Below are 22987 nucleotides of genomic sequence, written 5' to 3'. Positions count from 1 at the left end.
AGATGCGACCCGCACATGACCGATCTGACGCTTTATCACAACCCGCGCTGCTCGAAATCGCGCGGTGCGCTCGAACTCCTCCAGGCTCAGGGCCTGACGCCCAACGTGGTGCGTTACCTCGAAACGCCACTCAACGCAGCCCAACTGAGCGATCTGCTGGCCAAACTGAAGATCAGCGCCCGCCAATTGCTGCGCACCGGTGAAGAGGAATACAAAACCCTCAACCTGGCTGACAGCAGCCTGAGCGATGCGCAGTTGATCGACGCGATGGCCGCTCACCCCAAACTCATCGAGCGCCCGATTCTGGTCGTCGACAACCACGCCGTGATCGGTCGCCCGCCCGAAAAAGTCCTGGAGATTCTGCCGTGAGCACGCCTTACATTCTGGTGCTGTATTACAGCCGCAATGGCTCGACCCGCGACATGGCACGCCAAATCGCCCGCGGCATTGAGCAAGGCGGCATGGAGGCACGCTTGCGCACCGTGCCAGCGATTTCCACTGAATGCGAAGCCGTGGCCCCTGCGATTCCAGTTGAAGGCGCGCTGTACGCCAGCCTTGATGACTTGAAAAACTGCTCGGGCCTGGCGCTGGGCAGCCCGACCCGCTTCGGCAACATGGCTGCGCCTCTCAAATACTTTTTGGATGGCACCAGCAACCTGTGGCTGACCGGTGCCCTGGTGGGCAAACCGGCTGGCGTGTTCACCTCCACCGCCAGCTTGCACGGCGGTCAGGAAACCACCTTGCTGTCGATGCTGTTGCCACTGATGCACCACGGCATGCTCGTCACCGGCCTGCCTTACAGCGAATCGGCCTTGCTACAGACCACCGCAGGCGGCACGCCTTACGGGCCAAGCCACCATGCGGGCGCCGACGGTAAACGCGGGCTAGACGAACACGAAATCGCGTTGTGTCGTGCACTGGGCCAACGCCTCGCCAGCATCGCGCTGAAACTGGAGAACACCCGTGGCTAAACAGCCCAAAGTGCTGCCGTCCATCGAGTGGCTAAAACCGCGCGTGCGCCTCATGCGGGCGTTAAGCCTGGTGTGCTTCTTTGGCTTTATCGGCTTGCTGTGCGTGTACTACCTGATGTTCGCCAACTTGCATGGCGCCCGCCCCTGGGTGATTTTGCTGATCGAGCTGGTACCGCTGATGTTTCTGGTGCCCGGCATGCTGCTCGGCAACCCGCGCGGGCACTCCTTCACCTGTTATGTGATCAATTTGTACCTGATCAAAGGCGCACTGGCGGCCTTCGACCCCAATCGTCAGCTTTTCGGTGTGCTGGAAATTGCCGGCAGTGTGGCGGTGTTTGTCAGCGCGATGCTGTTTGTGCGCTGGCGCCATCAGTTGGACCGGCGGCTGGCGGGCGAGTAAGACGAAGCTGCGACGATGGGCTATCGACGCCCTGTAGTCGCTGCCACAGGCTGCGAGATCGCTGAAGATTGATCGCAGCCTGCGGCAGCGACTACAGGGGGTTAATCAGTGATTGACGGTGAAGGCCAGCATTTGTGACAGCTGGCACATCGGCCGCCCGCTCTCGGCATGCCATTGGTTGAACGCATGTTGCACAATCGCCAAATCCCGCAGGCTGGTCGGCGCTTTATCCACCAGCTTTTGCGCATTCAACGCCGCCACCACGTCATAGCTCGGCACGAAGGTGTCTTTGCCCACCATGCGCAAAAAACGCGGGGCCGAAAGCCCGCCCAATTGGTGCCCGTGCTTGGCCAGGTACTTCCACAAGCCCACGATGTCGGTCACCGGCCAGTCAGCGACGAATGCACCAAAGCTGCCGTGCTCGTGAGCGATGTCGAGCACCATCTGCGCATTGCGCGGCACGCTTTTAAGCTTGCCCAAATGCCGAATGATCCGGGCGTCCTGCATCAGGCGCTCCAGGTGTTCTGCGCCCATCAGCACTACTTTTTCCGGGTCGAAGCCAAAAAAAACGGTTTCAAACACCGGCCATTTGGCATCAACCACACTGTGTTTGAGCCCGGCGCGAAATACGCGCAAGGCCAGGGTCGAGAGGTAACGGTCGTCTGGAATCGCCCGCAATTGGGCTGCGGTTAACGGCACAGGCAATTGGGCTTCGAGCGCGGCGGCAGAACCAAAACGGTTCAAACAATACTCGTGCAGCCATTTGTAGTCGCGCATGCCCTCTCCTCTTGGCAGTTGGGGTGTTACGTGTGGGATCAGAACCTGTGAACGGCTCAGAGGTTCAGCACATTGACGAAACGCGACGCTGCCGTGTCATCGATTTTCAGGCTGGCAAAGTCGAACAGGTTGCGATCGGCCAATTGCGACGGGTTCACATTCTGCAAACTGCGAAAGATGCTGTCGGTACGCCCCGGCGTTTTGCGGTCCCACTCTTGAAGCATGTCCTTGACCACCTGGCGTTGCAGGTTTTCCTGAGAACCGCACAGGTTGCACGGGATGATCGGGAATTGCTGCACATCGGCGTAGGCCTGAATGTCTTTTTCTTTGCAGTACGCCAGCGGGCGGATCACCACGTTGCGCCCGTCATCGGACAGCAGCTTGGGCGGCATCGCCTTGAGGTGACCGTTGAAGAACATATTGAGGAAGAAGGTCTCAACGATGTCATCGCGGTGATGCCCCAAGGCCATCTTGGTCGCCCCGATTTCGTCAGCGAAGGTGTACAGCGTGCCACGACGCAGGCGTGAGCACAGCGAACAGGTGGTCTTGCCTTCCGGGATCAGTTCCTTGACCACCGAATAGGTGTCTTTTTCGACGATGTGGTACTCAACGCCCAACGCTTTGAGATAGGCCGGCAGCACGTCTTCAGGGAAGCCCGGCTGTTTTTGGTCCATGTTCACGGCGACGATTTCAAAGCGGATGGGCGCCACTTTCTGCAAATGCAGCAGCACATCGAGCAGCGTGTAGCTGTCTTTCCCGCCCGACAGGCAGACCATCACCTTGTCGCCATGCTCAATCATGTTGAAATCGGCAACGGCCTCACCGGTCAATCGGCGCAGGCGTTTCTGGAGTTTTATTTGAGAGACCGACAGAGTGCCCATAGCGCTTCAATTCCGCGAGTTAAGACAAAAGCTGGCGATTTTACCCCTAAATTCGCGACGCACGAACCCCCTGTGCAAGGCTTAAGACGCCAAAGCGATTAACCCCCGGCCTGACAGCACAATATGCTCTAAAGCACCGACTCTATTGGGCGGCAGGTTTCCTATACTGCGACATAAGGCCGCAAGCCCTCTCACTTGATCACCTATTCAGGCTGCGCGACCGGCACGCGTCCCACTGGGGGCGATGCGTCTTACTACAGGAGCGACAGCCATGATCCATCACGTTGTGGGCCTTTTCACCCACCCCGATAAAGAGTGGCGCCAGATCCGTGGCGATGCCGAAGAAAGCATCAGCCACATGTACTTCACCCATACGTTGATTCTGGCCGCGATCCCGGCCATTTCCGCCTTTATTGGCACCACTCAGGTCGGCTGGGTCATCGGCAGCCGTGCCCCGGTGATGCTGACCACTGAAAGTGCGCTGTGGATGACCGTGATGTCTTACCTGTCCATGCTGGTGGGCGTGGGCGTGATGGGGGCCTTCATTCACTGGATGGCCCGTACCTATGACGCGCAACCGAGCATGGCGCGCTGCGTGGCATTCGCCACCTACACCGCCACGCCGCTGTTTATCGGCGGGCTGGCCGCGCTGTATCCGCACATGTGGCTGGGCATGGCCGTGGGCACCGCCGCGATCTGCTACACCGTGTACTTGCTGTACGTCGGCCTGCCAACCTTCATGAGCATCGACCCGGATGAAGGCTTTTTGTTTTCAAGCTCGGTGCTTGCAGTCGGCCTGGTGGTGCTCGTCGCGATCATGGCCTTCACCGTGATCGTATGGGGCTTGGGGGTCGGCCCCGTCTACACCAATTAACGCTCCCACCCCACCCGCAGGTGCCGCCAAAGGTTGCGAGCGTTGAGTCTTTTAACCGCTCGCAGCCTTCGCCAGCGCCTACCGGGTGCGTGACCATTGAGCAGTAACCGGTTCGGAAGCCTTTGCACTTGCGGCATAATCGCGGCTTCTGGAGAACCGAACCGCATGCCCGAGTTGCTCAATACCCGCGTCGAAGACTGTTTCAAACAGGCCGAAGTGTTTTTCAAGCGCCCCTTCAAACGCCCCGTGGTCAGTTTCAAATTGCGCGGCCAAAAGGCTGGCGTCGCCCATCTGCATGAAAACCTGCTGCGCTTTAACCCCCAGCTGTACCGCGAAAACAGTGAAGACTTTCTCAAGCAGACCGTGGCCCACGAGGTCGCGCACCTGATCGCCCATCAACTGTTTGGCGAACGCATCGCGGCCCATGGCGAAGAGTGGCAACTGATCATGCGCGGCGTGTACGAACTGCCGCCCAACCGCTGCCACACCTACGACATCAAGCGCCGCAGCGTCACCCGCTACATTTACCGCTGCCCCTGCCCCGACATCGACTTTGCGTTCACCGCGCAACGCCACGGGCTGGTAAAAAAAGGGCGGCGCTACCTGTGCCGTAAATGCCGCGAAACCCTGATATTCAGCGGCCTGACCCGCGTCGAATAACGCGCAATAAAAAACCCATCCGAAGATGGGTTTTTTAATGCGCTGCGCGTTACTTCATCAGTGAAGGGGTTGGGCCTTCAGCCACACCCAAATCGTCTTCAGGGCGGGTTTCTTCCAGCGGACGACCGCCAGAAGCCAGCTCAGCGTGCAGCGTGTCTTCGTCCAGCTCCTTGACCCACTTGGCAACGACCAGCGTCGCGACCGCGTTACCCACCAGGTTGGTCAGGGCACGGGCTTCGGACATGAAACGGTCGATACCCAGAATCAGCGCCAGGCCAGCCACCGGCAAGTGGCCAACCGCCGACAGCGTTGCCGCCAGTACGATAAAGCCGCTACCCGTCACGCCCGCCGCACCTTTGGACGACAGCAACAGCACCAGCAACAGGGTGATCTGGTGCGTGATGTCCATGTGCGTGTCGGTGGCTTGCGCGATAAACACCGCCGCCATGGTCAGGTAGATCGAGGTGCCGTCAAGGTTGAACGAGTAACCGGTCGGGATCACCAGGCCTACAACAGACTTTTTGGCGCCCAGACGCTCCATCTTCACCAGCATGCGGGGCAGTGCGGACTCGGACGAGGAGGTGCCCAGCACGATCAGCAGTTCTTCACGGATGTAGCGGATCAGCTTGATTACGCTGAAACCGTGAGCGCGGGCAATACCGCCCAGCACCACCAGCACGAACAGCACGCAGGTGATATAGAAGCAGATCATCAGTTGACCCAGCTGCACCAGCGAACCGACGCCGTAAGCACCGATGGTGAAGGCCATCGCACCCAGCGCTCCCAGCGGGGCCAGCTTCATGATCATGTTGATGATGTTGAACATCACGTGGGCGAAGCGGTCGATGAAGTCCAGCACCGGCTTGCCATAGGCGCCCAGGCGGTGCAGGGCAAAACCGAACAGCACCGAGAACATCAGCACTTGCAGGATGTCGCCATTGGCGAAGGCACCGACGATGGTCGACGGGATCACGTTGAGGATGAAGCCAACGATGCTCTGGTCTGCACCCGCGGTCACGTAAGCCGCGACTTTGGAGGCGTCCAGGGTAGACACGTCGATGTGCATGCCGGCGCCCGGCTGCACCACGTTGACAACGACCAGACCGATCAACAGCGCAATGGTGGAGACCACTTCAAAGTAGAGCAGTGCATAACCGCCGGTTTTACCGACCGATTTCATGCTCTGCATACCGGCAATACCGCTCACCACCGTACAGAAAATGATCGGGGCAATGACCATTTTGATCAATTTGATAAAGCCATCACCCAACGGTTTGAGTGCTACACCGGTTTCCGGGTAGTAGTGGCCCAGCAAAATGCCGATGGTGATCGCTACGATCACTTGCACATACAGGGATTTGTACAGTGGCTGACGAGTCGTCATTGCAAAGTTCCTCAAGTGCATCACTCGGCCATCATTCCATCTGAGACCGGCAACGCCCAAAGCGCGAACCCTCCTGTACTTGGAGGGATTTGTTGTGTCGAGCTGCTCTAACGGCAGACCTCTCGCACTTATTGCAAGGCGCGGGCCAATGTTGACTAAACCTCGCGAACGCCCGGCAGCACCCAGCCTTGCAGGAAATTGCAGATAAATCTTGTAGGACAACTTTGGCGGGTTTCCGCCCATTTGGCGTAAATGAACAGAGCAGATGGCGGGTTTCCGCCTGCCAGGCTGGCAGGTCGCAGCTCAGGTACAAGGGCGCGATTGAGCGCGCAGCGTGCGTAAACCGCCGTTATTGGGATGTATGAAACGATAAATACCTGTGTCGCGACTGCGGGCCTCGTACCTCGACAGCGACGACAGGTGCTTCATAGCGCCGGGAAATAGATGCGGAACGCCGCCCCGCCCAAGGGTGAATCATCGAGGGTCAGTTGAGCGTCGTAGCTTTCAATGATGTCTTTGACCACTGCCAGGCCGATGCCCTGTCCCGGGTGCTGACGATCAAGGCGTTCGCCGCGTTGCAGAATACGCGCGCGCTGATCGGGCGGTACACCGGGACCGTCATCTTCCACGCAGACGTCGATACCTGCTTGAGTGCGATGCAGGCTGATACGCACTTGGCTCAAACACAGCCGCCAGGCGTTTTCCAGCAAGTTGCCGAGCAATTCCAGCAGCGCGTTTTGCTCAATCGGCACATGGCTTAAGGCCGGGATGTCGTAGCTGACGTTGACCCGTTTGTCGCGATAGACCTTCTCAAGGGTGTTGCACAGGCTTTCAACCACCGGGATCAGCTCAACCTGATGGCGCACCAAACCGCTTTTACGCAAGCTGGCCCGCTGCAATTGGTAGCTGATCTGCTGGTTCATGCGTTCGATCTGGGTTTGCAACACCCTCGCCTGCTCACGGTCTTGCGGACGCTGCGCCATGCTTTCACTGACCCCTTGCAACACCGCCAGCGGCGTTTTCAGGCTGTGGGCCAGATCATCCAGCGAATCCCTGTACCGCGCGCGTTGTTCGCGCTCGCTTTGCAGCAGGCGGTTCAAGGAGCCGGTCAAACGCAGCAATTCACGCGGGTGTTGCTCGCTGAGGCTGTCGCGCTCGCCGGTTTCAATCTGGTCCAGTTCCTGACTCAAACGTCGCAAGGCTCGTAACCCCCACGTCAAACCAATCCATAACAGCGCCAGCAACACAAACAATGCCGCGCCAAATCCCAGGTAAAGATTTTCACGCAGCCCGGCGAGGGTCATGTTGTATTCGCGCATGGGCTGCAACGCGACGAAGCTGAAGGCCGCGCTTTTGCCGCCCAGCAGCTTGACCTCCACGTCATAGACGAAGAACTCTTCGCCGTTGTCCTCGCGAATGCTCGCAAACTCGTTGCCGCGCCCGTCGTAGCGCGGTTTGTAGTTGATGGTTTCTTCTTGCGTGGCCCGCGAGCGCCACACCAGGTGCCCCTCGCGGTCATAGATGTAGCCGAGCAGGCGACTGTCCGGCAGGTTGAATTGTTCGTCCGGCAGCAGGGCCGGCATTTTCAGGTGATTTTTTTCGACCCGCGCAGCAGAAATCAGGGTGGTGACATCTGAAGCCAAACGCTGCTCGATGGCGTCTTTGAGCGCCAGACTGAAAGCCCCCTGCATGGCCGGTAACAGCGCAAGCATGAACAACACGGCCAGCAACGTGGCCGCGAGCATCAATCTGACGCGCAGCGATCGAATCATCGGCAGCGCTCAGTAAACAGATACCCCAAGCCGCGCACGGTATCGATTGGCTTAAAGCCGTTTGCCCCCTCCAACTTGCGTCGCAGGCGCCCGACCAGCACCTCGATCACATTCGGATCACGTTCCTCGTCATCCGGGTACAGCTGCTCCATCAGTCGGTCCTTGGCCACCACCTGTTGGTGATGACGCATCAGGTATTCCAGAATCCGGTATTCATAGGCCGTCAGCGCCAGCGGCTCACCCTCAAGCCTCGCTTGCTTGCGATTGATGTCCAGCTCCAGTTCGCCCGCAATAATGGTCGATTGGGTAAAACCGCTGGAGCGGCGCAACAAGGCATTCAATCGCGCTTCCAGCTCTTCAAATTGAAAGGGCTTGACCACGTAATCGTCGGCGCCTGCCGCTAGCCCTTCCACTTTGTCCTGCCAGTTACCGCGCGCCGTGAGGATCAGGATCGGAAAGGTCTTGGCGCGTTTACGCAACTCGCGGATCAGCTCCAGCCCGCCCAAACCGGGCAAGCCCAGGTCGATCATCGCCAAGTCGTGGTTGAACTGTTCGCTCTGGTACAACGCTTCTTCAGCATTGGCCACCGCCTCGACCACATGCCCCTTTTCCGTGAGGCGGGTTTGCAAGTGATGACGCAACAGCGCCTCATCTTCAACCACCAGCAATTTCATCGCGCTCTCCCACGCTTGATCGCGCCTGCAAAGGCATAAAACACACCCGCACTCTACGGGTTTGGCCCTGAACACACTCTGAACAATAGCCTAAGAGTACCGGCCCCCTACCCAGCTCGGCCCAGACCCGGCAAAATGCGCGGCATGACCCGACTCCCCACCTTGCCCGCCTGCTGCACGCCATTGCGTGCCGACTGGCCCATGCCCCAGCCACTGCCCGGCAGCGTCTGGCGCAGCACTGACTTCGTTCCGGCACAGCTTGGCGTGGATGACTTTGCGCGCAGTGCCATCGAAATGCCCGCCAGTATTCAACGCTCGGTGGCCAAACGCCAAGCCGAATTTCTGGCCGGGCGCCTGTGCGCTCGCGCCGCCTTGCTGCAATTGGACGGCACCCTTGGCGCACCCGCCATCGGCGAGGACCGGGCGCCCGTGTGGCCCGCGCACATCAGCGGTGCCATCACCCACAGCAACGGCCGCGCCGCGGCGGTGGTGGCGCTCAAGCGTGACTGGCAAGGCATTGGCATCGACCTTGAAAACCTGCTCAGTGCAGAACGCGCGCAGCGTCTGGCCAAAGAGATCCTGACCCCAGCCGAGCTGGAGCGCATGGCCGCCAGCCCTGCTGAGCACATGGCGCTGGGGGTCACGCTGACGTTTTCTATCAAGGAAAGTTTGTTCAAAGCCCTGTATCCGCTGGTGAACACACGCTTTTATTTTGAGCACGCCGAAGTCCTCAGTTGGACGCCGAACGGTCAGGTGCGCTTGCGCCTGCTGACTGATCTCTCTGAGCACTGGCAACACGGGCGCGAGATCGACGGCCAATTTGCGCTGACTGAGGGTCAGTTGTTGAGCCTGGTGGCCATTCACGGTTCGCCGCATCAGCGCCCCTGACGTCACGTCCGAGTGCGCCCTGCACAATCGCTTCACCCGCTCATGACATAGACCTGCGTCATGCTTTATGCGGCTTTGCGCAAACGCCATTATTGGCCCGGCATGCCTGCATGCTATCGTTTGCGCCCCCTAATCGAGCGTATGGCCACTATGCCCGTGACGTCCCGTTCTCTGCGTTTGGCGCTCTACACCGTGTTAATCCTGATGGGAGCGGCGGTGGTTGGCAGTTGGGCCATGCAGCAGGCCAAGCAGCATGCATTAGAAGAAAGCGCCCGACGCGGCCCCGAGCAGTTGAACCTGTATGCCAACTCGCTGCATACCCTGATTGAACGCTACCGCGCCTTACCGGCTGTTTTGGCACAAGACCCCGAGTTGATTTCGGCGTTGGCGGGGCCGATCACCGCCGACATACAGACACAGCTCAACCGCAAACTTGAACGTATCAACGGCGCCGCGCAGTCTTCGACCCTGGAGTTGCTCGACAGCACCGGCCTGGCAGTTGCCGCCAGTAACTGGAACACCTCCAACAGTTACGTCGGCCATAACTACGGATTTCGGCCTTATTTCAGCCAAACCCGCAGCCAGGGCACCGGGCGCTTTTTTGCCGTGGGTGTGACCAGCGGAATTCCGGGCTACTTTTTATCCAGTGCATTGCACGATGCCAACGGCGCGTTTTTGGGCGCTATTGTGGTCAAGCTTGAATTCCCGGAGCTGGAGCGCGAATGGAGCCAGGGCAACGACACGCTGCTGGTCAGTGATGCACGAGGCATTGTGTTTATTGCCAACCAGCCCGGCTGGCGTTATCGCCATCTGCGCGCGTTGAACGACACTGACCGCAGCGAGATTGCCACCACCCGTCAATACGACAAACAGCCGCTCAGCCTGATGGCCACACGCACGCTGCAAAGCTTTGGCGACAACAGCTACCTGAGCCGGGTTGACGGCCCCGGCGGCCCGGCCGATTACTTGTGGGGTTCACTGGCGCTCAAAGCCGAAGGCTGGACCTTGCACTTGTTACGCAAGCCGCCCACTGCTGCCGAGGATGGACGAAATGCGGCGCTGGCCGCCATCGGCCTGTGGCTGACGCTGGTTTTCCTGGGGCTTTTTTTGCTGCAACGCTGGCGCATTGGAAGGTTGCGCCAGCGCAATCGCGAAGAGCTTGAGCAACTGGTTGAAGCGCGCACCAAAGATTTGCGTACCGCGCAGGACGGGCTGGTGCAATCGGCCAAGCTCGCGGCGTTGGGGCAGATGTCAGCAGCGCTGGCCCATGAAATCAACCAGCCTCTGACTGCCCAGCGCATGCAATTGGCGACCCTGCGCCTGCTGCTCGACCACGGTCGTATTGAGGACGCCTATAAAGCGCTGACACCCCTTGAGCACATGTTGACACGCATGGCGGCGCTCACAGGCCACCTCAAGACCTACGCCCGGCAAAGCCCCAGCGGCCTGCGCGAACGGCTGGACCTGGCCAGTGTGGTCGATCAGGCCTTACAACTGGTAGAACCACGCATGAAGGAAGAAGGGGTTGAGTTGGACATCCAGCTCATACGCCCGGCCTGGGTGCGCGGTGATGCCATCCGTCTGGAGCAAGTGCTGATCAACCTGCTGCGTAACGCGCTGGATGCCATGCGCGACACCCCGCGCAAGCACCTGGAGATTCGCATCGAAGCCGATCAACAGCTGTGGCACTTGACCCTCAGCGACAGCGGAGGCGGTATCAGCGACGAACATTTGGGTAAAATTTTCGACCCCTTCTTCACCACCAAACCGGTGGGGGATGGATTGGGCTTGGGGCTGGCGGTGTCTTACGCCATTGTTCACGAACTCGGCGGCCGCCTGACCGCTTGCAACCATGCCGATGGCGCGCTGTTCACGCTGACGCTGCCCATCGCACAGGAACTTTGACCCATGCTCAACTCGGTAATCGTGGTCGATGATGAAGCCAGCATTCGGTCTGCCGTGGAACAGTGGCTGAGCCTGAGCGGCTTTGAGGTGCAGTTGTACAGTTGCGCCGAAGACTGCCTGAGCCAATTGCCAGCACACTTTGCCGGGGTGATTGTCAGCGACGTGCGCATGCCGGGCATGGGCGGGCTTGCCTTGCTCACACGTTTGCAACAACTGGACCCCGATTTGCCGGTGATTTTGCTCACCGGCCACGGCGACGTGCCGATGGCCGTCGAAGCCATGCGCGACGGCGCCTACGACTTTCTGGAAAAACCCTTCAGCCCGGATGCGCTGCTCAGCAGCCTGCGCCGCGCCCTGGAAAAGCGTCAGTTGGTGCTGGAAAACCGGCGTTTGCATGAACAGGTCGACCTGCGCGAACAGATCGAGGGGCGCCTTTTGGGCGTGTCCCGCAGCTTGCACACCTTGCGCCGCCAAGTCATGGACCTGGCACCGTTGCCGGTCAATGTATTGATTCGCGGTGAGACCGGCAGCGGCAAGGAGCTGGTTGCCCGTTGCCTGCATGACTTTGGCCCGCGTGCCGACAAACCGTTTGTGGCGCTCAACTGTGCCGCCATCCCTGAGCAATTGTTTGAAGCAGAATTGTTCGGTCACGAAAGCGGCGCCTTTACCGGGGCGCAAGGCAAGCGTATCGGCAAGCTCGAATACGCCGATGGCGGCACCTTGTTTCTCGACGAGATCGAAAGCATGCCACTGGCTCAACAAGCCAAACTGCTGCGGGTGTTGCAGGAGCAAAAACTGGAGCGGCTAGGCTCCAACCAAAGCATTCATGTGGACTTGCGGGTGATTGCCGCCACCAAACCGGACTTGCTGGAAGAAGCCCGCGCCGGGCGGTTTCGCGAAGACCTGGCCTACCGCCTGACGGTCGCCGAATTGCGCCTGCAACCCTTGCGCGAGCGCCGCGAAGACATCCCGCTGTTGTACGAATATTTCTCGCGCAGCGCCGCTGAACGCTTGGGCCGTAGCGTGCAACCGATGAGCGGCGTGCAATTGACCACACTGCTCAGCCACGACTGGCCAGGCAACGTGCGCGAACTGGCCAACGTGGCCGAGCGTCAGGTGTTGGGCCTGGGTGAACCGCAATGGGATGAACCTGAGGTGGGGCAATCGCTGGTGGCCCAACAAGAAGCCTTTGAGGCCCAATGCCTGCGCTCAGCCTTGACCCGGCACAAAGGCGATATCAAGGCAGTGATGGCCGAGCTGCAACTGCCGCGCCGCACGCTCAACGAAAAAATGCAGCGTCATGGCTTGGTGCGTGAAGCGTTTTTGAATGACGCTTGATATCGGTTCGCAGGCGCTGGCTCAGCCGCATCGGCGGGAATCCGCTCACCGCAAAGTGTGAATCAGCGGATTTCCGCTCACTTATCAATTGAACCCCTTATAAACCGGGGGTTCACATCTTGGCACAACTCCTGCTATTGCCCCGTAAGCACGCGTTTTGACGCGCTATAACAAAACCAAAAATAGAAGGATCCATTTAATGGATAACGCCAGTTCCCTGCCTGCCGGGTCGGCCTCTACGACCCCACCAGAAAAGACCACCTCCAGTCGCATCAAATCCATTTTCAGTGGTTCCGTCGGCAACATGGTCGAGTGGTACGACTGGTATGTGTACGCGGCTTTCTCGCTGTACTTCGCCAAGGCCTTTTTCCCTAAAGGCGACACCACTGCACAACTGCTCAACACCGCCGCGATTTTTGCCGTGGGCTTTTTGATGCGCCCCATCGGCGGCTGGCTGATGGGCCTGTACGCTGACCGCAAAGGCCGCAAGGCCGCGCTGATGGCTTCGGTGCTGCTGATGTGCTTCGGCTCACTGATCATCGCGCTGTCGCCGGGTTACGAAAGCATCGGCGTCTGGGCGCCAGTGCTGCTGGTCTTTGCCCGCTTGCTGCAAGGCTTGTCGGTGGGTGGCGAATACGGCACCTCGGCAACCTACCTGAGTGAAATGGCCACCAAGGAGCGCCGCGGGTTCTTCTCCAGCTTCCAGTACGTGACCCTGATTTCGGGCCAGCTCATCGCGCTGGGCGTGTTGATCGTGCTGCAACAAACCCTGACCGAAGAGCAACTCTACAGCTGGGGCTGGCGTGTGCCGTTTGTGATCGGTGCGCTGTGTGCAGTGGTCGCGCTCTACCTGCGTCGCGGCATGGAAGAAACCGAGTCCTTCAAAAAGACCAAGGTCAAGCCTAAAGAAAGTGCCATGCGCACCTTACTGCGCCACCCCAAAGAGCTGATGACGGTGGTCGGCCTGACCATGGGCGGTACGCTGGCGTTCTACACCTACACCACGTACATGCAGAAATACCTGGTGAACACGGTGGGCATGAGCATTTCGGACTCGACCACGATTTCGGCTGCCACGCTGTTCCTGTTCATGTGCATTCAACCGCTGGTAGGCGCGCTCTCAGATAAAGTGGGCCGTCGTCCGATCCTGATCGCGTTCGGCGTGCTGGGCACCTTGTTCACCGTGCCAATCCTCACCACGCTGCACACCATCACTACGTGGTGGGGCGCGTTTTTCCTGATCATGGCGGCACTGATCATCGTCAGCGGCTATACCTCGATCAACGCGGTGGTTAAAGCAGAGCTGTTCCCGACTGAAATTCGCGCACTGGGTGTGGGCCTGCCGTATGCCCTGACCGTGTCGATCTTTGGCGGCACGGCCGAATACATCGCACTGTGGTTCAAAAGCGCTGGCATGGAAACCGGTTACTACTGGTACGTCACGGCGTGTATCGCCTGCTCGCTGCTGGTGTACGCCACCATGAAAGACACCCGTAAACACTCGCGCATCGAGACCGACTAAACGTCGTCTGCCAAGGCTGCGTAGCCGCGGCTTAAATGCGAAGCGGTCCTGGACCCAATGACGGCGGTGCCTGTGAGGCACCCCGTCAAGGGGTTTAGCGGTCGCTTTACCGGTTGCTTTGAGTCCTGAGCAACCTGCCCCTGCAACTCCCCCCGCCACTCATGAGTAAGATTTTTCGGAATTAATTACCCGTTAATTCTAAAAGCTCACGCTCAGCCTCAATAAAGCCCCTGAAGCGATACGCATTTTGATCGAAGGCTTAACGCCGGAATGATCGCAACGTGGATCGGCGAAGCCTTGCCTTAAAACATCGAAAAAAACGATTCTTTAGTGCTATTTTTTGCGCTTTTTAATCGAATTGATCAGCGTAATCTTAGACCCATACCCACTCAACACCCCCTTACACGGAGCACCACCATGAAAACCTCACTGATCCTCGCCACTGCCCTCTCTGCCCTGGCCCTCAACGCCTTTGCCGCTGACGGTTATGACCGCACCCACTCGTCGAGCTTTGCAGAGGACGGCTACGGCCGCACCCACTCAGCCACGTTTGCTGCCGACGGTTATGACCGCACTCACTCGGCGACCTTTGCTGAAGATGGCTATGACCGCACGCAAGGTGCCCGCTTCAGCTAACACCTGAACGCGGCACATCAGCCCGGCCTCGGCCGGGCTTAGTCATTTTTGGGGGACGCAAAACCTGTCGTCGCTGCCGAGGGCTGCGAGCTGATTCAAATCAAGGCCAATCACTCACACCCTGTTGAGACACACTTTGTCTTTCGCCCCATTGCCTTGCACTATAGGGCCTTCTAATTCAGCTGTTTACGGACACTTCTGATGCCTGACGATATCCATTTCTACGAACCATCCCTGGGCCACGGTCTGCCCCACGACCCGTTCAACGCCATTGTCGGGCCGCGCCCGATAGGCTGGATTTCGTCACAGGATGCCCAAGGCCGACTGAACCTTGCGCCTTACAGTTTTTTCAACGCGTTCAACTACATCCCGCCGATCATTGGTTTTTGCAGCGTGGGGCGCAAAGACAGCCTCAACAACATTGAGCAAACCGGCGAGTTCGTCTGGAACCTGGCCACGCGCCCACTGGCAGAGGCCATGAACCAGAGCTGCGCCAGGGTCGGGCCGGATGTAAATGAGTTTGAGCTGGCAGGGCTGACGACTGTCGCGTCGCGGGTGGTGAGTGTGCCGCGGGTGGCTGAAACGCCGGTGTCATTCGAATGCAAGGTGACGCAGATTATTCAGCTGCAACGTGCGGACAAGGCATTAGTGCCCAGTTGGCTGATTCTGGGTGAAGTGGTGGCGGTGCACATCGCCAAACATCTGCTCAAAGACGGGATTTACGACACGGCCGCCGCCGAACCGATCTTGCGCGGCGGCGGCCCGGCAGATTACTTCCAGCTTGGCCCTGAAGCACTGTTCAAAATGCACCGCCCTCAATAACTACCAGACCAGTTCAGCGTCTTCGCTCACGCCTTGAAGGGCGTGAAGTTGCTGCTCGGCGGCGGCATCGGCTGCCGTCGCGGTGCTGAAGGTCTGGCCCGGCAAGATCGTGTGAAAGCGCGGTGCACCACCTTCGTACAAGGCTTTAACGGCTATCGCTGCGTGGTAAACCCCAGGTTCCACCGGCACCACTGCCGAGACGGCTTCAAACTGTGCAAATTCCTTACGTGCCATGTTTCAAATTCCGGCCTGTGAAAAAGCGGCATTCTACCCGCTTAACCGGTGCGCTGGCGCAAACCTGCGCAGGCCACATCGCTGAAGGTCTGAAAATCCAGGTGATCGACAACCTGTTCATGCACCAGGTCGCTGTAAACCTGCATCACCGGTGAGTGGAAGTACGCCTGCATCGAGGATTCATCTAGCCAATACCCTGCGACGTGCCACAGCAACGGGTCGCTGTGGGAATGTTGCAAGGCAAAATGCAGGCAACCTGGCGTTTGCAGCGTAGGTTCAATCAGTTGGTTCAGGCATGTCTGGACTTGCGCCGCACAGCCAATGCGGGCGCGTACCCAGGTCGTGTGACTGACAACAGGGGACTGGGGCATGGTGGCCTCCACAAAAGAGAGTGGCGTGAGGGGAGGTTCAAAGCTTGGGGGCCACCGTCACCTGACCGTTAGTCGATTCCTGCCCCTCGATTGCACAATCGTGCCAAACAGTACACTCGCGAAAAAATCATCGCCCATGCACTCACCTCACTCTCAGCCGCCCTTTCAAGCAATCTCCCTGCCCTGAAACGCCGTCTGCACATCACTTGCGGTGTGGCCTGACAGGATCAGGCAAGTGTGCGGCAGAAATTGGCTACCCCCCTGCCTTGCACAAACTTAAGCTAGGGTCCCATCACCGCTGAATCAGGACGTGCCGATGTCACTGCTGGAACCGCCCCAGGCCACACTCGACGCAGCCCTCGAAGAAAAGCGCGTGGAGTTGGCTGACCTGATCTACCGCCATACGCGCGAGGACGGCACCGTCGAAAGCGCCGTCGGCGCGCTGTTCATGTCGCGCTACAGCTACTCCAGCGACTTTTCGCCCAGCTTGCCGCAACCGGCCTTGTGCATCCTCGCCCAGGGCCGCAAAGAAGTGCGGCTGGGCGATGAGTATTTCGCCTACGATCCGCTTAATTATCTGGTGGTCAGCGTGTCGATGCCCATCAGTGGCCGGGTGGTGGAGATATCACCCGAACGTCCGGTCCTGGCCCTGCGCCTGGACATCGACCCGATGGAAATCAAAACGCTGATCAGCGATGCCGGGCCCATAGGGATGCCGTCGCGCACGGCTGGACGCGGCCTGTACGTCGAGCCAATCGATCAAGTCATGCTTGACGCCCTTTTGCGCCTCACCCGGCTTCTGGACACCCCGCGTGACATCGCCATGCTCGCGCCGTTGATTCGCCGCGAAATCCTTTACCGCTTGCTGCGCAGCCCACTGGGCTACCGGCTGTATGAAATTGCTACCGAAAACAGCCAAACCCACCGTGTGAGCCGGGCCGTGTCATGGCTCAACGGTCATTTTGAGCAACCGCTGCGTATTGATAGCCTGGCCCGTGAAGCCAATCTCAGCGTGTCGACGCTGCATCACCGCTTCAAGGCAATGACGGCCATGAGCCCGCTGCAATACCAGAAACAACTGCGCCTCAATGAAGCACGCCGCTTGATGCTCTGCGAAGGGCTGGACGCGTCAGCGGCAGGCTATCGCGTGGGGTATGAAAGCCCGTCGCAATTCAGCCGCGAGTACCGCCGCCAATTCGGCGCGCCACCGGTCAGGGATCTGGCGCGCCTGCGCATGCGTTTATAAGCCCAACGATTGCTGCCACTGGTGTTCATCAATCTCGATCACGCTAGGCCCCTGTCGGCCTGCCGCCGTGGCCAGCGCCGTGCGTAATTGCGCTTCATCCGCCACAGATTCAGCCGCGCAGCCCAATGCTCTGGCGACACCCACCAGGTCGGGAGTGTAGATGTCGACACCAACTGGCTCGATACCGCGGTTGAGCATGTATTTTTTGATTTCGCCATACCCTTGGTTATTCCACAGCAGCACGATGATGGGCGTGCGCGCTTCCACCGCGCTGGCCAGCTCCGGCAAGGTGAATTGCAAACCGCCATCACCGATCAGACACACCACCGGGCCACCCGCCTTGCCTGCGGCACGCCGCCCCAACCATGCGCCAACAGCGGCAGGCAACGCATAACCCAGCGTGCCGTAGCCGGTGGCCGAGTTGAACCAGCGCCGTGGCTGCGCAGGGTTGAAGGTGAAATTGCCGGTATAGACGGGTTGGGTGGAATCGCCCACGCAGACCGCGTCTGGCAAGACGTCGAATACGCTGTGTATGAAGTGCGTTTGCGCGCGGGTCGGCGCGTCCCATTGAGCATCCACTTCAAGACGCAAGCGTTGCGCGCGAGCAGCCCCCCAAGCGGTCTCGCGTGGGGCCAGCGAACGTTGACTGAGCGCAGCCAGTAACGCCTCGGCGGCCAACCGCGCATCGGCCACCAGCGCCAGCGTCGGCAGATAATTGCGCACCGTCTGGTCGCTATCAATGTCGATGCGCAGCAAAGCGCCGGGGATCTCAAACCCTCCGCCAAAAAATACGTCGTAGTCGGTTTCCGCCAGCTCCGTGCCGATGGCCAATACCACATCGGCCTCAGCCACCAATGCCCGGGTGGCCGCCAGCGATTGCACCGAGCCGATCAATAACGGGTGCGCGGCGGGCAGCATGCCTTTGGCGTTGATGGTCAAAGCAACGGGGGCGCCTAAGCGCTCAGCCAGTAACGTGAGCGCCGGGGCCGCGTCAATGGCGCCGCCTCCGGCCAAAATCAGCGGACGTCTGGCGTGCATCAGGCGCTCGCTCATCTGCTCAATAGCCGCGACTGAAGGGCCGGGGCGCGCGAGGGTCATCGGCGGGCTGTGGGGCAGCGCGTCTGCATTTTCAACCAGCACATCCAGCGGGATTTCGATATGCACCGGCCTTGGCCGTGCGGCCTGAAACAGCGCAAATGCTCGCGCCAGCACGCCGGGCAACTCGGCCGCCGACATCAAGGTGTGGGAAAACGCGGCCACGCCCGCCACCAGCGCACCTTGATTGGGCAACTCATGCAGTTTTCCGCGCCCCCCGCCCAACTGGCTGCGCGACTGCACGCTGGAGATCACCAACAGGGGGATCGAGTCTGCGTAGGCTTGGCCCATCGCCGTGGCGATATTGGTCATGCCCGGCCCGGTGATGATGAAACACACGCCCGGTTTGCCGCTGCTGCGCGCATAGCCGTCGGCCATAAAGCCTGCGCCCTGCTCATGACGCGGGGTGATGTGCCGGATGCTGGAACCTGCCAACCCCCGGTACAGCTCAATGGTGTGCACGCCGGGAATACCGAAAGCGTGCTCAACGCCGTAGGCTTCCAATAACTTGACCAACACTTCGCCGCAGGTTGCCATCAATTACGCCCTCTCTTGTTGTGCCTGGGACTGGACATCGCAGTCTGGACGATGGGGTCCCGATGGCAACCATTGAAGCGAGCGCAGGTAGCGCGCACAACGTAAACCTGCTCATACTGGCCATGTCCTGCACGCATGGCTCAGCCCCTATGAAACGCTTACCGCCTCTTCCCGCCTTGCACACATTTTTGATCACGGCTCACCACTGCAACTTCACCCGGGCGGGTGAGCACTTGCACATCACCCAGGGCGCCGTCAGCCGACAAATCGCCGGGCTTGAAGATCAATTAGGGTTTGCGCTGTTCCACCGTCAGGCGCGAGGTTTGAGCCTCACCGAACAGGGCCAGGCATTACTGCCGCGTATTGAGCAAGCCTTTAACCTGATCGACGAAGCCATCGAACACGCCAGCATTCGTCGCACACCGCTGCAACTCAAAGCCCCGAGCTGCCTGTTGCGCTGGCTGATGCCCAAGTTGCAGGACTGGCAAGCCCTGCGCCCCGACGTACCCGTCGAACTCACCAGCAGCGTGCAACATGGGGTAGATTTTCGGCATGAGGCGTTTGATGCTGCGGTGGTCTACAGCCCTTTACCGGGGCCAAAGCGCCAAGGCCAACACTTGTTCGACGAACAGCTCACCCCGGTTTGCGCCCCCCAGTTGTTAGAGGGCAGCGCATCGCTCAACAGCCTGCGTGACCTGGAGCAACACACCTTACTGCACCCCAGCCGTGACCAACGCGATTGGGCGCTGTGGTTGAGTGCGGCGGGCGCGGATGTTCCTACAACGCGTAAAGGGCAGTATTTCGACACGCTGGACCTGGCCATGACCGTGGCGGCGCAAGGGAATGGTGTCGCGATTGGCGACTGGTCGTTGGTGGGGGACGATGTAAAGGCAGGCCGATTGGCCATACCGTTTGATTTGAAGGTAAAAACCGGCGCGGCGTATTACCTGGTGTGCCCGCCCCGCAGCGAACCGTCCGCGCCCTTGCATGAACTGATGCACTGGCTGGTGGAAAAAGCCGCAGAGACCCGTAGCAGCTGACGCGTAAACCATTGACCGCTTCGCGCTCGATCGCAGCCTCGTGTGACTCGTCAGCGACTACAAAACGTGGATGACCGTCGGGGCTCAATAACCGACCGTGAAACGCTGACGCGTGTGCTTGGGCTGCTCAACTTCGTCGAGCATCGCAATGGCGAAGTCGGCAAAGGTGATCCAGCTTTTGCCTTCAGCGCTGACCAACAGGTGGTCTTGCCCCAAACGGAAAGTGCCCGTGCGCTCCCCCTCTACAAACTCGGCTGACGGCGAGAGGAACGTCCAGTCCAGGTCCTTCTCGGCACGCAAGTTGTCCAGATAAATGCCGCCTGCCGTGGCCTCCGGCTTGTACGCTTCAGGAAAATCGGGGCTCTGGATGACTTGGCTGCCATCCGGTAGCAACAGAGAACCGGCCCCGCCCACAAACAGCAAACGTTTAACACCCGCTTTTTTCACCGGTTCGATGATGGCCGCAGCCGGCAACGTCGAAAAATGCGCCGCGCTTAATACTACATCGCTGCCGGCAACAGCCGTTTGCAAAGCCTGAGCATCGTTAACGTCTACCTCTTTGGTCACTACCCCCGCACGTTCGCCTATTTTGGAGGCGTGGCGCGCAATGGCGACCACGCGATGGCCACGACGCAGCGCCTCTTCCAGCAGTTGGCTACCCGCACGCCCGGTGGCACCTATGATTGCAATGTTGCTCATGACGTTCTCCTGTTGAATGGACAGATCAAATTTCACTGAGCGCTTGAATCACCACTTCATTTCGCCTTTGGCCACTTTGGCACTCAGTTCCAGCGAAGACTCTTCGGCCAGGTCCGGGTAGCGTTTTTTCATTGCCGCAATCAGCTCGCCCGCGTTTTTGGCTTTCAGGGTTTCTTCATCAAACGCCTTGATGTAATCACGCGTGAAATGCACGGCGTTTACTGAGCGGTCGTTATCACCCATGTAATGACCAGGCACCACCGTCAGGGGCTGCAAGCTGTCGATACGTTTGAGAGTGGCCAGCCACTGTTTGTGGGATTGAGGGGTTTGGGTGTCGGCCATCCACACATGGATGTTGTCGGCCACCACCACACCACCGACCACGGCCTTGAGCGATGGAATCCATACAAAACTGCGGTCCGGCTGCTTGCCATTGAGGCCGATGACGTCCAGTTCGCGACCTTCCAGTTGCAGGCTATTGCCTTTGAGCACTTGAGGCACGATCAGCTTGGCCGGTACATCAACCCCCATTTGCGGGCCCCAAAACGCTAACTTGGCGTCTTTGGTGTGGTTGATGTGTTCCACCGTGGGGGCTGAGGCCAGTACTTTTGCGTCCGGGAATGCCTGGGTCAGGGTTTCAAGACCGAAGTAGTAGTCCGGGTCGCCGTGGCTGATGTAGATGGTGGTCAGGTGTTTGCCACTGGCGCGGATTTTATCCACGACATGCTGGGCTTGAGCCTTGCCGAATTGGGCATCGATCAAAATGGCGTCTTTGTCACCGCTGACCAGCACTGAAGACACCGGAAAAATGGCCGCCGCGCCAGGGTTGTAAACGTCCAGGGTCAAGGGCGCTGGCGCCGCTGCGGCATGGGCCGCAAAACCCAGCGCAACGGCGCTGAGGAAGAAACGACGCAGGGTTGTCAGTGCTGTCATGAGGGTGTCCGTAGTCAAGAGGCCAAGGTCGGCGATGAACAAAGCTTAGCCGCGCGGTCAGGCATAAAAAATGCGATGCTGCGACATAGTTTGTTTCACAAATCGGGCAAATCATGGACCGTCTCATTGCAATGCGGGTGTTCGTCACCGTCGTCGACCTCGGCAGCCAGTCAGCGGCGGCCGATCACCTGGACCTGTCGCGCCCGGTGGTGTCGCGCTATTTGGCTGAGCTGGAAGAATGGGTGGGCGCGCGGTTGCTGCACCGCACCACGCGCAAACTGAGCCTGACGGCCGCAGGCAATGAAACCCTGCCCCGCTGCCGCCAATTACTGGAACTGTCCGAAGACCTGCAGGCCGCTGTCAGCACCGCCGGGGATGCGCCTCGCGGCCTGTTGCGCATCAGCGTCAGCACTTCGTTCGGGCAATCACAACTGGCCGCGGCAGTGACCGACTATGTACGCCTCAACCCCGGCGTCACCATTGATCTGCAAATGCTCGACCGCACCGTGAATCTGGTGGACGAGCGCATCGACCTGGCAATCCGCACCAGTAATGAGCTGGACCCCAGTTTGATTGCCCGCAAATTGACCGTGTGCCGTTCGGTGCTGTGCGCGGCACCCGCGTACTTGCGTGAGCACGCAACGCCACGGCAGGTAGATGACCTGAGCCTGCACAACTGCCTGACCCATTCCTATTTCGGCAAAAGCCTGTGGCATTTCACCTGCCAGGGCGAAGACGTGTCGGTGCCCGTACAAGGCAATATCAGCGCCAACGAGGCCAGTACGTTGCTCAGCGCGACCCTCGCGGGCGCAGGCATTTCATTGCTGCCCAGCTATCAGGCCGGCGTGCATGTGCATCGCGGCGATCTGGTGCGCTTGCTGCCCGAGGCCGAACCCAGGGTGATGAACATTTATGCCGTGTACGCCTCGCGCAAACACATGCCGGCCGCGCTGCGCAGCATGCTCGACTTTCTGGCAGAGCGTTTCACAGCAGAGCCTGCGTGGGACACAGGTTTGTAACAGGTAGTCCATTTGAGGGATGAAGGCTTACAAAGGCAGTCGTACAACGGGCGTGGCAAGTCCGATGGTCTGTACTAGCTTTAAAAGTGTGACGTCTAGGTATCAGGAGATGACTGCCATGACCACGAAAACAAAAGCCAGATGCATGACCGCGTTTGTTGTATTGGCTGCCGCCGTACTGTTCGCCAGCGCCTGCTACCGCGCTGAGCAAACACGCTTGTCCCCACGCTTTACCGCCAGTTGCCAGGGCGAGCACTGCAACTCGTTGAATGCCGCATTTAGCGCACTGCGATAACAAGGTCGGTGCAC

General features: G+C 59.4%; 25 protein-coding genes. 15 read left to right on the top strand and 10 right to left on the bottom strand.

Annotation, left to right across the window (positions count from 1 at the left end; genetic code table 11):
- The first annotated feature begins 15 nt into the window (after nt 1-15).
- From arsC to TU86_RS03210, 3 genes are read left to right on the top strand one after another with little or no spacing between them, the layout of a single operon-like run.
- Entirely contained in the window at nt 16-369 is a 354-nt protein-coding gene (gene arsC / locus TU86_RS03220; protein ID WP_048362844.1) for an arsenate reductase (glutaredoxin), read from the top strand.
- Nucleotides 366-971 (top strand): NAD(P)H:quinone oxidoreductase, encoded by a 606-nt coding sequence (gene wrbA, locus TU86_RS03215; protein ID WP_048362843.1) that lies wholly within the window; start codon nt 366-368, stop codon nt 969-971. Before arsC ends, wrbA begins: the two co-directional genes overlap by 4 nt.
- A complete protein-coding gene (locus tag TU86_RS03210) occupies nt 964-1371 on the top strand; it encodes a DUF2069 domain-containing protein (RefSeq protein WP_048362842.1) in 408 nt (135 codons plus the stop codon). The genes wrbA and TU86_RS03210 overlap by 8 nt, the downstream gene beginning before the upstream one ends.
- 105 nt (nt 1372-1476) lie before the next feature.
- Here the strand turns inward: TU86_RS03210 and TU86_RS03205 are convergent, their stop codons facing one another.
- On the bottom strand, nt 1477-2148 hold the full coding sequence (locus tag TU86_RS03205) for a DNA-3-methyladenine glycosylase I (protein ID WP_048362841.1): 672 nt from the start codon (nt 2146-2148) through the stop codon (nt 1477-1479).
- A gap of 56 nt (nt 2149-2204) precedes the next feature.
- Complete coding sequence (ttcA, locus tag TU86_RS03200; RefSeq protein ID WP_048362840.1) at nt 2205-3029, bottom strand: tRNA 2-thiocytidine(32) synthetase TtcA; 825 nt, start codon at nt 3027-3029, stop codon at nt 2205-2207.
- Nucleotides 3030-3300: 271 nt separating this feature from the next.
- On the opposite strand from ttcA, the gene TU86_RS03195 reads away from it, so the two are divergent.
- Nucleotides 3301-3903, top strand: a complete 603-nt coding sequence (locus TU86_RS03195; RefSeq protein WP_048362839.1) for a Yip1 family protein — start codon at nt 3301-3303, stop codon at nt 3901-3903.
- Nucleotides 3904-4068: 165 nt separating this feature from the next.
- A complete protein-coding gene (locus TU86_RS03190; RefSeq protein WP_048362838.1) occupies nt 4069-4563 on the top strand; it encodes a SprT family zinc-dependent metalloprotease in 495 nt (164 codons plus the stop codon).
- Between the two features lie 49 nt (nt 4564-4612).
- Here TU86_RS03190 and TU86_RS03185 read toward each other — a convergent pair whose 3' ends face one another.
- From TU86_RS03185 to TU86_RS03175, 3 genes are all read right to left on the bottom strand, one after another.
- On the bottom strand, nt 4613-5947 hold the full coding sequence (locus TU86_RS03185; protein WP_048362837.1) for a dicarboxylate/amino acid:cation symporter: 1335 nt from the start codon (nt 5945-5947) through the stop codon (nt 4613-4615).
- A gap of 425 nt (nt 5948-6372) precedes the next feature.
- Nucleotides 6373-7719 (bottom strand): ATP-binding protein, encoded by a 1347-nt coding sequence (locus tag TU86_RS03180; RefSeq protein WP_048362836.1) that lies wholly within the window; start codon nt 7717-7719, stop codon nt 6373-6375.
- The gene (locus tag TU86_RS03175; protein WP_048362835.1) at nt 7716-8393 is read right to left on the bottom strand and encodes a response regulator; all 678 of its coding nucleotides are present in this window, start codon (nt 8391-8393) and stop codon (nt 7716-7718) included. Before TU86_RS03175 ends, TU86_RS03180 begins: the two co-directional genes overlap by 4 nt.
- Before the next feature lie 144 nt (nt 8394-8537).
- On the opposite strand from TU86_RS03175, the gene TU86_RS03170 reads away from it, so the two are divergent.
- The 6 genes from TU86_RS03170 (at nt 8538) to TU86_RS03145 (ending at nt 15504) form a co-directional block, all read left to right on the top strand.
- A complete protein-coding gene (locus tag TU86_RS03170) occupies nt 8538-9281 on the top strand; it encodes a 4'-phosphopantetheinyl transferase family protein (protein WP_048362834.1) in 744 nt (247 codons plus the stop codon).
- Between the two features lie 150 nt (nt 9282-9431).
- Nucleotides 9432-11186, top strand: coding sequence for an ATP-binding protein (locus TU86_RS03165; protein ID WP_048363036.1), 1755 nt, complete (start codon nt 9432-9434; stop codon nt 11184-11186).
- 3 nt (nt 11187-11189) lie between these two features.
- Nucleotides 11190-12524, top strand: coding sequence for a sigma-54-dependent transcriptional regulator (locus TU86_RS03160; protein WP_048362833.1), 1335 nt, complete (start codon nt 11190-11192; stop codon nt 12522-12524).
- A gap of 199 nt (nt 12525-12723) precedes the next feature.
- Nucleotides 12724-14046, top strand: coding sequence for an MFS transporter (locus TU86_RS03155; RefSeq protein WP_048362832.1), 1323 nt, complete (start codon nt 12724-12726; stop codon nt 14044-14046).
- A gap of 417 nt (nt 14047-14463) precedes the next feature.
- Nucleotides 14464-14682 (top strand): hypothetical protein, encoded by a 219-nt coding sequence (locus TU86_RS03150; protein WP_048362831.1) that lies wholly within the window; start codon nt 14464-14466, stop codon nt 14680-14682.
- Nucleotides 14683-14883: 201 nt separating this feature from the next.
- The gene (locus TU86_RS03145; protein WP_048362830.1) at nt 14884-15504 is read left to right on the top strand and encodes a flavin reductase family protein; all 621 of its coding nucleotides are present in this window, start codon (nt 14884-14886) and stop codon (nt 15502-15504) included.
- Here the strand turns inward: TU86_RS03145 and TU86_RS03140 are convergent, their stop codons facing one another.
- Together TU86_RS03140 and TU86_RS03135 are read right to left on the bottom strand one after the other, a co-directional pair.
- Nucleotides 15505-15738 (bottom strand): hypothetical protein, encoded by a 234-nt coding sequence (locus tag TU86_RS03140; RefSeq protein ID WP_048362829.1) that lies wholly within the window; start codon nt 15736-15738, stop codon nt 15505-15507.
- 41 nt (nt 15739-15779) lie between these two features.
- Nucleotides 15780-16109 carry a putative quinol monooxygenase gene (locus TU86_RS03135; RefSeq protein WP_048362828.1) on the bottom strand — a complete coding sequence of 110 codons (330 nt, stop codon included), beginning with the start codon at nt 16107-16109 and terminating at the stop codon, nt 15780-15782.
- A gap of 316 nt (nt 16110-16425) precedes the next feature.
- Here TU86_RS03135 and TU86_RS03130 point away from each other — a divergent pair, with 316 nt between their 5' ends.
- Complete coding sequence (locus TU86_RS03130; RefSeq protein ID WP_048362827.1) at nt 16426-17355, top strand: AraC family transcriptional regulator; 930 nt, start codon at nt 16426-16428, stop codon at nt 17353-17355.
- Here TU86_RS03130 and TU86_RS03125 read toward each other — a convergent pair.
- Nucleotides 17350-18987 carry a 5-guanidino-2-oxopentanoate decarboxylase gene (locus TU86_RS03125; protein ID WP_048362826.1) on the bottom strand — a complete coding sequence of 546 codons (1638 nt, stop codon included), beginning with the start codon at nt 18985-18987 and terminating at the stop codon, nt 17350-17352. The genes TU86_RS03130 and TU86_RS03125 overlap by 6 nt on opposite strands.
- A 149-nt stretch (nt 18988-19136) precedes the next feature.
- Between TU86_RS03125 and TU86_RS03120 the strand changes: the two genes are divergently transcribed.
- Complete coding sequence (locus TU86_RS03120) at nt 19137-20027, top strand: LysR substrate-binding domain-containing protein (protein ID WP_048363035.1); 891 nt, start codon at nt 19137-19139, stop codon at nt 20025-20027.
- An 84-nt stretch (nt 20028-20111) separates the two neighbouring features.
- Here TU86_RS03120 and TU86_RS03115 read toward each other — a convergent pair whose 3' ends face one another.
- Both TU86_RS03115 and TU86_RS03110 read right to left on the bottom strand, forming a co-directional pair.
- The gene (locus tag TU86_RS03115; protein WP_048362825.1) at nt 20112-20726 is read right to left on the bottom strand and encodes an NAD(P)-dependent oxidoreductase; all 615 of its coding nucleotides are present in this window, start codon (nt 20724-20726) and stop codon (nt 20112-20114) included.
- Nucleotides 20727-20774: 48 nt separating this feature from the next.
- Nucleotides 20775-21659, bottom strand: a complete 885-nt coding sequence (locus tag TU86_RS03110; protein ID WP_048362824.1) for an MBL fold metallo-hydrolase — start codon at nt 21657-21659, stop codon at nt 20775-20777.
- Between the two features lie 113 nt (nt 21660-21772).
- Here TU86_RS03110 and TU86_RS03105 point away from each other — a divergent pair, with 113 nt between their 5' ends.
- Both TU86_RS03105 and TU86_RS22865 read left to right on the top strand, forming a co-directional pair.
- Entirely contained in the window at nt 21773-22678 is a 906-nt protein-coding gene (locus TU86_RS03105) for a LysR family transcriptional regulator (RefSeq protein WP_048362823.1), read from the top strand.
- A 118-nt stretch (nt 22679-22796) separates the two neighbouring features.
- On the top strand, nt 22797-22973 hold the full coding sequence (locus tag TU86_RS22865) for a hypothetical protein (RefSeq protein WP_157395877.1): 177 nt from the start codon (nt 22797-22799) through the stop codon (nt 22971-22973).
- Nucleotides 22974-22987: the final 14 nt, after the last annotated feature.

The sequence above is a fragment of the Pseudomonas weihenstephanensis genome (genome assembly GCF_001043055.1).
Taxonomy (GTDB): Bacteria; Pseudomonadota; Gammaproteobacteria; order Pseudomonadales; family Pseudomonadaceae; genus Aquipseudomonas; species Aquipseudomonas weihenstephanensis.
The sequence above is the reverse complement of the archived record's forward strand: the minus strand, read 5'-3'. Positions and strand labels throughout refer to the sequence as shown.